Below are 7481 nucleotides of genomic sequence, written 5' to 3' on the forward strand. Positions count from 1 at the left end.
GATTCAGCAAAGCGCCATCAGGTCTGTGTACGTCTGAAGCATCCCCCAATCAGTCCCCTCTCCCTCGGGGAGAGGGTTAGGGTGAGGGGCCGTTGATCTTCAGCGGTGCAAAACGTACTGCCCGGTAAATGTCACGGCGTCTTCTTCGCTGCCCTGATTGACGATCCGCGTACTCAACGTCAACCGCGCCCGCCCATAACGCTGATACATCGCCAGAAATTTCCTCCACACCTTCGCGTCCGGTGCCGGGCAGATTGCCGTGGCGTCGCCCGTGACCGGCAGCGGATAACTGATCTGCCCCTCCTGAATCACAATGTGCCCGTCGGTGATGCCTTCTTCCTTCAAACGCAGATGCAACCAGCCCCAACCGGCCAGCACCGCACCGCAGTAAAGACTGCCGCCGAACATCGTGCTCTTGTGATTGACGTTCGGCTCGAGTGGCAGATGCAGACTCAATTGGTGTGCATGCCAGTCGAGCACCTTCAGCCCCATGTCCCGTGTCAGGGGAATGTCGTGATGCAGGACCGATTCCAGATAGCGACTGTCAGTGCTCATTCGTTTTCATCCCCATGGCTGCTGTCGCCAAAGTTGAGGCCATGCTTGCGCAACTTGTCATGCAGGGTCTTGCGCGGCACGCCCAAGGCTTCGGCGAGGCTGCGCACTGAACTGTGAGAGCGCGCCAGTTCGGCGGCAATCAACGACTTCTCGAAGTTTTCCACTTGCTCGCTGAGACCGCCGTTGATGACTTCAACCGGTGTGTTGCCAGTGCCTTCGGCGCCGCTGTTATCCAGTGCCAGTTCCAGACCGAGGGCGAAACGTTCGGCGGCATTCTGCAGTTCGCGCACGTTACCCGGCCAGGTGTGGCGCAACAGCAAGGCGCGTTGTGCCGGTTGCAGTTCGTGGGGCGGCAGGCCGTGGCGGGCGCTGGCTTCATCGGCGTAATGCTGGAACAGCACCAACGCATCTTCGCCGCGTTCGCGTAGCGGTGGAATGCGCAGTGGCGCGACATTGAGGCGGTAATACAAGTCGGCGCGGAAGCGGCCTTGATCGGCGGCCTGACGCAGGTCTTCCTTGGTTGCGGCAATCACGCGGATGTCCAGCGGGATCAATTGATTGCCGCCCAGGCGTTCGACCACGCGTTCTTGCAGCATGCGCAGCAACTTAACCTGCACGTCCATGCTCATGCTTTCGATTTCATCGAGAAACAATGTGCCGCCGTTGGCAAATTCGAATTTGCCGATCCGGCGTTTCTGCGCACCGGTGAACGCGCCGGGTTCGTGGCCGAACAGTTCGCTTTCCACCACCGACTCGGCCAGTGCGCCAGCATTGATCGCCACGAACGGGCCATTACGACGGCTGGACAAATCGTGCAGCGCACGGGCGACCACTTCTTTGCCGGCGCCGGTTTCGCCGAGGATCAGCACGTCAGCCTTGGTCGCGGCCAGCGCACCGATCTGCTCACGCAAGCGCAGCATCGGCGTCGAATGGCCGACCAGACGCGCGCTCAATTCATTGCGGTCGCTGAGGGCCAGACGCAGGCTGCGGTTGTCCAGCACCAGTCGGCGCAAGGCCAGCGCACGGCGTACGCTGTCGAGCAGCGCATCGCTGGCGAAAGGTTTTTCGAGAAAGTCATAAGCGCCGGCACGCATGGCCTGCACCGCCAGCGGTACATCACCGTGGCCGGTGATCAGCAGCACCGGCAGTTCGGGATCCTGCGCGTGTAATTCGCTGAGCAATTCCAGGCCGTCCATACCCGGCATGCGGATGTCGCTCACCACCACGCCCGGCCAGTCGCGTTCAAGCTGTGCGGCCAGCCCCTTGGCTTCGGACAGCGGCAAAATTTTCAGACCGGCCAGATCCAGTGTCTGGCCGAGGGCCTGACGCAGGTGTGGATCGTCGTCGATCAACACCACCTGAATGCGATTGTCGATGGTCATGCACTTCGATCCTCGGACGGTTGCAGGCTGACCCCGGGCGCACCGGCGCGCAGTCGCAGGGTAATCAAGGCGCCACCTTGCTTGTGGTTGGCGAACGACAGTTCACCACCGAAGGCGCGCATCAGCGTTTCACAAATGGCCAACCCCAGCCCCAGACCCTGAGTACGGGTCTTGGTGGTGTAAAAGGGCTCGCTGGCGCGGCCGAGGGCCTCCATGCAAAAGCCCGGGCCGTTGTCGCGAATGTACAGATTGACGCCCTCGGCGGTGGATTCGGCACTCAGCCAGAGTTTGCGCGGCGGACCTTTTTCGGTGAGCGCGTCGAGGGCGTTGGCGAGCAGATTGCCAAGCACCTGACGCAGGCGCGTTTCCCCGGCCTCGACCCACAGCGTGGCGGCCGGCAGATCGCGGATCAGCTCGACTTCCATGCTCCGGCGCCGTTTGGCCAGCAGCGCCAAGGCATCGTCGAGCGCTGGTTGCAGGGCAACGCTTTCCGGCGCGTGGCGATCGCGGCGGGCAAAGGCGCGCAGGTGGGCGATGATCGAGGCCATGCGCCCGGTCAGTTCGCTGATCAGTTTGAGGTTGCCGCGCGCATCGTCGGTGCGCTGATGATCGAGCAGCACTTCGGCGTTCTCCGCGTAGCTGCGGATCGCTGCCAACGGCTGATTGAGTTCGTGGCTGATGCTCGCTGACATGGTCCCCAGCGCCGACAACTTACCGGCCTGGACCAGATCGTCCTGGGCGCGCACCAGTTCCTGCTGGGCCTGTTCACGCTCCAGCACTTCTTCCTTCAAGCGCCGGTTGAGACCTTCAAGGTCGCTGGTGCGCTCGGCGACGCGGCCTTCCAGCTCGCGACGTGCCTTGGCCTCGAAGGCGATGCGCTCCAGATAATGCCGGCGGCGCTGCATCATCAGACCGAGCAACAACATCAGCACCAGCAGCGTGGCGCCGCCGATGGCGACCACGGTGCGCACTGGACGGTCGATCAGCGTGCGCGGGGCAAGGATGCTGACGCTCCAGCCGGTTTCGGCAATGTCGTGGGTCTGGATCAGCCACGCCGTCGGGCTAAGGTTAAGTGGGCGCGGCTCGCGGGTCGGGTAAGGCTGGATCGCGGTGATCGCCGAGCGCTCGCTGTCGCTCAAATTACGGGTTGAGCGAAAACGCCATTCCGGGCGCGAGGTGAGGATGACCACGCCGTTGTGGTCGGTGACCAACAGTTGTTCCGGGGTTTTGCCCCAGAGGCTTTCGGTGTGGTCGAGGTCAACCTTGATCACCAGCACGCCGATGATTTTTTCGCCGTTACGCACGGCGGCGGCAAAGAAATAACCGCGCTTGGCCGACGTGGTGCCGAGCCCGAAGAAGCGCCCGAGGCGCCCGGCCATGGCTTCGCTGAAGTACGGACGGAAGGAGAAATTACGGCCGACGAAACTGTCGTGCTTGTCCCAGTTCGATGCTGCCAGCGTCTGCCCGCTGGTGTCCATCAGGTACATGACTTCGGCGCCAGTCTGCGCGGCAATATTCTTCAGCAGGCGATTGGCATTGCCTTGGGTGACGCCGTCGTCCGGCGCTCCGAGTACCGCGCGCAGAGCGGGAAGGTCGCCGAGAATCTGCGGCAACACTTCGTAGCGGTGCAGGGTGCCCAGCAGGTTGGCGACGTACAGGTCGAGGGTCTGGCGGTTCTGGCCGGCCAGTTCGCTGCGGTAATAGCGCTCGGCAAGATGTTCCAGCGGCCACAACAGCGGCGCCAGACACAGGGCCAGCAGCGCGAGGCTGCGCCAGCGAGGTCTGCGGGGAAGGGTTGGTTTCATGAGCCGGAAGCGCCTGTAGGGACAGGCGCATTATGCCCGGCCTCAGGCGAAGACGTCAGCGTCCTTGAAGAAGGCTGCAGCCTGATCCTTGGCGGACAGCTTCGGGGCTTCGTCCAGTTGCCAATCGATGGCCAGATCCGGATCGTCCCAGCGAATGCTGCGTTCTGCCGACGGCGTGTAGTAGTCGGTGGTCTTGTAGAGGAATTCGGCGAACTCGCTCAGCACGACGAACCCGTGGGCGAAACCTTCCGGGACCCACAACTGACGATGGTTGTCTGCCGACAGGCGCACGGCCATCCATTTTCCGAAGTGCGGTGAGCTGCGGCGAATGTCCACGGCGACATCCAATACTTCACCGACCGTTACGCGGACCAGTTTGCCCTGAGTGTTTTGCAGTTGGTAATGCAGACCACGCAATACGCCTTTTTGCGAGCGCGAGTGGTTGTCCTGAACGAATTGTGTGTCCAGCCCCGTTGCATCCTGAAAAGCCTTGGCATTGAAACTTTCGTAGAAAAACCCGCGCTCGTCACCAAACACCTTGGGTTCGATGATCAGGACACCGGGCAGGTCGGTGGTGATTACATTCATGGGGTTTCCATAGGCCAGTGTTAATGGTCGACATTCTTGCGCAAAGTGCCGGAGGGCGCGAGTGCAGGAAGACAAATAGCCCTGACGCCTTTTCGTGGATGGGGGTTGCGGATCCTGCCAAGCAATGGCGATATAGGCGCCTAATAAAATTTCAGGGGTCGTTTCATGCCGCTCGCCACGTTGATTCATCGCGCCAGTTTGCCCAGCCCGCAGGTTTCTGCAGAGCAGGCCCAGCAATGGCTGGCGGAGCATTACGGGCTCAGCGGCAGGCTGCAGGCGCTCGGCAGCCAGCAGGATCTGAATTTTCGCGTCGACAGTCCGCGCGGTCGGTTCGTGCTGAAAATCTGCCGTGGCGATTACGCTCTGGTGGAGCTGCAAGCCCAGCATGCCGGCCTCAAGTACCTGGCCGAGCACTCGGCGGTGACGGTGCCACGGGTGATCGCGGCCAATAATGGCGAGGATCTGCTGTCACTCGAGGTCGGCGGCGAAGCCGTCCATGTGCGGCTGCTGGATTACATCGAGGGCCAGCCGCTCACGCATCTTGATCACTTGGGGCGCGACGTAGTGGCGGGGTTTGGCCGGCTCTGCGGTGAGATGGATCTGGCGCTGGCCGGTTTCGATCATCCGGGCCTTGAGCGCACGTTGCAATGGGATGCGCGCCACGCCAGTGCTCTGATCAGCCATCTGCTGTCGGTGATCAAGGACGAGCAGCAACGCACATTGATCGCCGAGGCCGCCGCTCAGGCCGAGCGCCGTTTGCAGCCGTTGCTGGACAAGCTGCCGGTGCAGGCGATTCACATGGACATCACCGATGACAACGCCGTCTGGGCGCGCGATGCCCAGCGTCACTGGCAGTTGCAGGGCGTGATCGACTTTGGCGATCTGGTGCGCACCTGGCGCATCACCGATCTGTCAGTGACGTGTGCGGCGTTGCTGCATCACGCTGGTGGTGATCCGTTTGTCATCCTGCCGGCGGTGCAGGCCTACCACGCGGTCAACCCACTGCAACACGAAGAGTTGCAAGCGCTGTGGCCTTTGATAGTGGCGCGCGCGGCGGTGCTGGTGCTCAGTGGCGAGCAGCAAGTCAGCATCGACCCGGCGAATACGTACAGCCGGGACAACCTTACCCATGAGTGGGAGATTTTCCGCGTGGCGACATCGGTGCCTCAGGCGTTGATGGAGGCGGCGATTCTGGCGGCGGTGGGACAGGCTTTGCCGGCGATTGAGAGTGAAGGTTTTGCGCCATTGTTGCCCGGTCTGGTCGGACGCGAATTTGCGCTGATCGATCTTGGCGTACTGAGTCCGCATTTCGACGCTGGCAATTGGGAGCAGGAGGGTATCGACCAGCGCCTGCTGACTGAAGCGGCTGTGGCGCATGGTTTGGCGGCGAGCCGTTATGGTCAGTACCGTTTGTCGCGCACTCGTCCCGAAAGTGCCGTTGAACCGGATACCTTCCCGCTGCACGTGGAATTGCGCGTGCCCGATGGCACCACCGTGGAGGCGCCGTTCGCTGGCGTCGTGCATCAGGCCGCAGACGGTGTGCTGCAACTGGATGGTCCGCAACTCAGCGTGCGCCTGTGGGGCGTGACACCTTCGCTGCACAGCGGCGCGGCGCTGGTCAAAGGTCAGGTGTTCGGCGCGGTGAGCGGCCCGTTACGGGTGCAGTTGTGCCGGGGCGCGCAGCTCGATGCGCCGTTGTTTTGCACACCGACGCATGCTCCGGCTTGGCAGGCGCTGTGCCCATCGCCAGCCGGATTGTTGGGGCTGGCCTGCGATGCCGAGCCGGAGCTGGACGCGAAAACGTTACTCGAACGCCGCGATGCCAGTTTCGCCCGCACGCAAAAACACTACTACGTCGACCCGCCGCGCATTGAGCGCGGCTGGCGCAATCACCTGATCGACATGCAGGGCCGCTCCTATCTCGACATGCTCAACAATGTGGCGGTGCTCGGTCACGGTCACCCGCGCATGGCCGCTGTCGCCGCCCGCCAATGGTCATTACTGAACACCAACTCGCGGTTCAACTATGCGGCGGTCGCCGAATTCTCCGAGCGCTTGCTGAAACTCGCGCCGGAAGGCATGGATCGGGTGTTTCTGGTCAACAGCGGCAGCGAGGCCAATGACTTGGCGATTCGTTTGGCGTGGGCCTACAGCGGCGGGCGCGACATGATCAGTGTGCTTGAGGCCTATCACGGCTGGACGGTCGGCGCCGATGCGGTATCGACCTCGGTCGCCGACAACCCGAAAGCCCTGGAAAGCCGTCCGGACTGGGTGCATCCGGTGCCTGCGCCAAACACCTATCGCGGTGAATTCCGCGGCCTCGATTCGGCGCCGGATTACGTGCGCAGCGTTGAGCATCACCTGGCAAAACTCGCCGAGCAGAAGCGCCAATTGGCCGGGTTCATCTGCGAGCCGGTGTATGGCAATGCCGGGGGCATCTCGCTGCCGCCGGGATATTTGAAACAGGTTTACGGGCTGGTGCGCGCGCAGGGCGGCGTGTGCATCGCCGACGAAGTGCAGGTCGGTTACGGGCGCATGGGCCATTTCTTCTGGGGCTTTGAAGAGCAGGGCGTGGTGCCGGACATCATTTGCATGGCCAAGGGCATGGGCAACGGTCAACCGCTGGGTGCAGTAATCACTCGCCGGGAAATTGCCGAGGCGCTGGAGGCTGAGGGTTATTTCTTTTCGTCGGCGGGTGGCAGTCCGGTCAGTTGCCAGATTGGCATGGCGGTGCTCGATGTCATGGAAGAAGAAAAGCTCTGGGAGAACGCGCAGGTGGTCGGTGGCCACTTCAAGGCGCGACTCGAAGCGCTGATCGATAAACATCCGCTGGTGGGCGCGGTGCACGGTTCCGGGTTCTATCTCGGGCTTGAGTTGATCCGCAATCGCGAGACGCTGGAGCCGGCGACCGAGGAGACGGTGTTGCTGTGTGATCGCCTGCGCGAGTTGGGGATTTTCATGCAGCCGACTGGGGATGATCTGAACATTCTCAAGATCAAGCCACCGATGGTGACGTCGCGTAAGAGTGTGGATTTCTTTGTCGACATGCTCGATCGGGTGCTCACCGAGGGCCTTTGACACTCACCCCCTGTAGGAGCTGCCGAAGGCTGCGATCTTTTGATCTTGTTTTTCAAGAGCAAAATCAAGAGAT

Annotated in this window: 5 protein-coding genes; 1 reads left to right on the forward strand and 4 read right to left on the reverse strand. The window is 62.1% G+C overall.

The window, feature by feature from the left end; translation table 11 throughout:
* Positions 1 to 99: 99 nt before the first annotated feature.
* The 4 genes from PMI23_RS27020 to rfbC are packed head-to-tail and all read right to left on the reverse strand — an operon-like array spanning position 100 to position 4330.
* Positions 100 to 555 (reverse strand): YiiD C-terminal domain-containing protein, encoded by a 456-nt coding sequence (locus PMI23_RS27020; RefSeq protein ID WP_007909095.1) that lies wholly within the window; start codon positions 553 to 555, stop codon positions 100 to 102.
* Entirely contained in the window at positions 552 to 1937 is a 1386-nt protein-coding gene (locus PMI23_RS27025; protein ID WP_007909097.1) for a sigma-54-dependent transcriptional regulator, read from the reverse strand. The genes PMI23_RS27020 and PMI23_RS27025 overlap by 4 nt, the downstream gene beginning before the upstream one ends.
* A complete protein-coding gene (locus PMI23_RS27030; RefSeq protein ID WP_007909099.1) occupies positions 1934 to 3742 on the reverse strand; it encodes a sensor histidine kinase in 1809 nt (602 codons plus the stop codon). Before PMI23_RS27030 ends, PMI23_RS27025 begins: the two co-directional genes overlap by 4 nt.
* 42 nt (positions 3743 to 3784) lie before the next feature.
* Positions 3785 to 4330: a dTDP-4-dehydrorhamnose 3,5-epimerase gene (rfbC, locus tag PMI23_RS27035; protein WP_007909101.1), complete on the reverse strand. Its 546-nt coding sequence runs from the start codon at positions 4328 to 4330 to the stop codon at positions 3785 to 3787.
* Between the two features lie 165 nt (positions 4331 to 4495).
* Between rfbC and PMI23_RS27040 the strand changes: the two genes are divergently transcribed.
* Positions 4496 to 7408 carry an aminotransferase gene (locus PMI23_RS27040; RefSeq protein ID WP_007909103.1) on the forward strand — a complete coding sequence of 971 codons (2913 nt, stop codon included), beginning with the start codon at positions 4496 to 4498 and terminating at the stop codon, positions 7406 to 7408.
* Positions 7409 to 7481: the final 73 nt, after the last annotated feature.

Source organism: Pseudomonas sp. GM24, from assembly GCF_000282235.1.
Taxonomy (GTDB): domain Bacteria; phylum Pseudomonadota; class Gammaproteobacteria; order Pseudomonadales; family Pseudomonadaceae; genus Aquipseudomonas.